The sequence below is a fragment of the Rhizobacter sp. P3_C12 genome, from assembly GCF_056402735.1.
Genome location: NZ_JBFUGW010000475.1, coordinates 1 through 2,850 on the forward strand (window position 1 = coordinate 1; position 2,850 = coordinate 2,850).

Below are 2,850 nucleotides of genomic sequence, written 5' to 3' on the forward strand. Positions count from 1 at the left end.
CGCGCGAGGGAGGGGGGCAGCGCGCTGAAGCTGATCGCGCTGACCGGCTACGGGCAGGCGGAGGACCGGCTCAAGTCGGCGGCGCACGGCTTCGACGAGCACCTGGTGAAGCCGGTGGACATGGAGACGCTGCTGCAGTTGTTGCGGTGAGCTTGCTTCAGCCTGCAGCCTTCGCACGCATCTCCTCGTACTTGCCCTTCAGCACGACTGCATAGGCGAGGTCATTGCTGACGTCCGATTGATCGTCCTCATCGAGCATGCCGCCTTTGAGCGAGGTCTCGTACTTCTCGATCAATGCTTCGAGTGCCGAGATGATGCAGTTGATTTCAGACCATTCCATGTCATTGCCCTCAGTCGTGGATCCAGCGGCCACCGCGCAGGATGGCTTCTTCAATCGGCAGCTTGGAGACGCCAACGAGCTTGCACACCTGCTCCGTGTAGACCGTCAGCAGCATGTTTTCCGCCGGGCGGATTGTGTAGTGAGTGATGCCGGTCCTGGGGTCAGTGTTGTCTCGTGTGATGACCAGGCCCTTGGGGACGACAGTCCCGGCTCTGATCCACCACCAATTCGGCTCCGGGCGCGGGGCCGAGAACGTCGAAATGCCGCCGGACATTCCCTTGACGTTGACGAGCCCGCTTGGTGAATCCTTGAATTTCACGATGTCTTTGTCTCTGACATTGTCGAAGCGTGGCGATGTGGAATTCCCGCTTCGATAGAGGTCAAGGTCGATTTTCATCGATGCCTCGATTCGAACAAGGTACTGCTCTGATGTCATGGCCTCTCCTGAGTGTTCAGAATCAGAACTGCAGATTCGATGGTTGAAGCTTGCCGAGCCTGACGCAGCGGTGCTGTCGTTTTGACCGGACGGAGTGCGAACCCGGCCGTGAGTGGGTCGGGCAACTCGGAGGGCAGCTGTGGCTACCCCTGGCGATGTGGCGGATGGCCTGGGGCGCGGAGCAACTTCATCACGCGCCTTTCAATGGTTCGAGGTCCATTGAACATGCCGGGCCGCAGTGTAGGCCTTCAGGCCGTCAGATCGGCAGCGGCGTCACCATGTGCCGCAACAATTCATCCACCCCGCGGATCTGCTCCCCGAACGGCAGCTTGCCCACCCCGCGGAAGAACAACCCCTTCTTCACATCCCCGCGCAGTGCCGCGGCCAGTTGCGTGTCGATGCAGAACTGCCCCCAGCCCGGCAACCCGTCGCGCAATCCGCATTGCGCGAGGCAGTCGAAATCCAGCGTGCAGCGCGGCTTCGCGTGCGCCGTCTGCTGCAGGCGCGGCTCGGCCTTCAGGTAGTTGCGCAGCCAGGCTGTCGGCACCGCGCGCGCCGGCAGGCCGGCCACGCTGGTGAACTCGACCAGGTCTTCATCGCGCGCCTGTGCCAGCACCTGCTTGAAGGCGTCGTGCGCATCGCACTCGTGCGTCACCGCGAACGGCGTGCCCAGCTGCACCGCTGCAGCGCCCAGCGCCTGCAGCCGCCGCACATCGGCATGGCTGCGCACGCCGCCGGCCGCGATCAGCGGGATCTGTTTCTCGTAGCCGCCGCTGCGCAGGAAGGCCAGCACCTGCGGAATCACCGTCTCGAAATCGAACCTCGCGTCATGCAGGTCGCCGATGCGCGCCGCGCCCAGGTGGCCACCGGCCAGCCCCGGGTGCTCGATGACGATCGCGTCGGGCAGGCGCTTGCGGCGCTCCCACTTGCGCACCAGCAACTGCACGCCGCGCGCGTCCGACAGGATCGGGATCAGCAGCGTGCTCGGGTGCTCGCTCGCCAGCTCCGGCAGGTCCAGCGGCAGCCCGGCGCCGACGACCACCGCGTCGATGCCGCATTCGAGCGCCCGCGTCACCGACGGCGCATAGTCGCTGACCGCGCGCATCACGTTGATCGCGAGCAGCCCGCGCCCGCCGGAGAGGGCGCGTGCCGCGCGGATCTCGCGCTCGATCGCGACCAGATTGGCCGCGTTGATCGCCAGCTTGGCCGCCTCCGTGGCCTCGCGGCCAGGCGGCAGGTCGGGCGTCAGCGCCATCAGGTCCGAGTGATGGCGCCGCAGGTCGACCGACGACAGCGTGCCCATCGCACCGAAGCCCGCCACCGTGCCCGCGAGCCGGTGCGCCGACACGCCGACGCCCATGCCGCCCTGCACGATCGGCAGCAGCCTGCGGCCGCCGAGCGCCAACGGGGCGAGGCCGCCTTGCACGGCAGCCTGCATCAGCGCRTCGGGCAGGGTGGATCGATCGACGGAATCGGGCATGGGGCAAGGTGGTGTGGACGGTGGCGCGCACCATAGCAACGGCGTGCGCGGGCCGCCTTGCGCCCGATCAATCGCCACGGCATTCGATGCGCGCGGCGGCGCCGCGTATAGTCCCGCGAGGCCGCCGACGGGCAGGCCACAGGCCGCCAGAACGCGGACRCACACACAGACCGCACCACAAGGGGCATGCCGTGACATCGCAGGGGGTTCCGCAACACATCGCCGTGCTGGACGACGAGGTGGACATCACCCAGTTGCTCGCCAACTACCTCGGCGGCCAGGGCTTCAGGGTGTCCCAGGTCCACCAGGGCCGCGCGCTCGATGCCTTGATGGCCACCGACCCGCCGTCGCTGGTGCTGCTGGACCTGGGCCTGCCGGGCGAGGACGGCTTCGTGATCGCGCGCCGGCTGCGCGAGCACCACCAGTGCGGGCTCATCATCGTCACCGGCCGCGGCGATGCGGTCGACAAGGTGGTCGGCCTGGAGATCGGCGCCGACGACTACGTCACCAAGCCGTTCGACCTGCGCGAGCTGCTCGCGCGGATCAAGTCGGTGCTGCGGCGCGTGGCTGCCCCGGCGCTCGTCGCTCCAGCCC

4 protein-coding genes are annotated in these 2,850 nt (G+C 67.3%); 1 reads left to right on the plus strand and 3 read right to left on the minus strand.

What is annotated here, in order from left to right; all coding sequences use genetic code 11:
- Positions 1 to 157: 157 nt before the first annotated feature.
- The 3 genes from AC1DXV_RS33350 to AC1DXV_RS33360 form a co-directional block, all read right to left on the minus strand.
- Positions 158 to 340 (minus strand): hypothetical protein, encoded by a 183-nt coding sequence (locus AC1DXV_RS33350; protein ID WP_477873761.1) that lies wholly within the window; start codon positions 338 to 340, stop codon positions 158 to 160.
- Between the two features lie 10 nt (positions 341 to 350).
- On the minus strand, positions 351 to 776 hold the full coding sequence (locus AC1DXV_RS33355) for a Tse2 family ADP-ribosyltransferase toxin (RefSeq protein WP_477873762.1): 426 nt from the start codon (positions 774 to 776) through the stop codon (positions 351 to 353).
- A 256-nt stretch (positions 777 to 1,032) separates the two neighbouring features.
- Positions 1,033 to 2,256 (minus strand): NAD(P)H-dependent flavin oxidoreductase, encoded by a 1,224-nt coding sequence (locus AC1DXV_RS33360; protein WP_477937835.1) that lies wholly within the window; start codon positions 2,254 to 2,256, stop codon positions 1,033 to 1,035.
- 191 nt (positions 2,257 to 2,447) lie between these two features.
- Here AC1DXV_RS33360 and AC1DXV_RS33365 point away from each other — a divergent pair.
- The coding region (locus tag AC1DXV_RS33365; RefSeq protein ID WP_477937837.1) for a response regulator at positions 2,448 to 2,850 on the plus strand (403 nt) is incomplete at its 3' end.

Bases quoted from the DNA above. Each gene is read 5' to 3' on its own strand.
- AC1DXV_RS33350 (WP_477873761.1), bottom strand. From the start codon at position 340: ATGGAATGGTCTGAAATCAACTGCATCATCTCGGCACTCGAAGCATTG.
- AC1DXV_RS33355 (WP_477873762.1), bottom strand. From the start codon at position 776: ATGACATCAGAGCAGTACCTTGTTCGAATCGAGGCATCGATGAAAATC.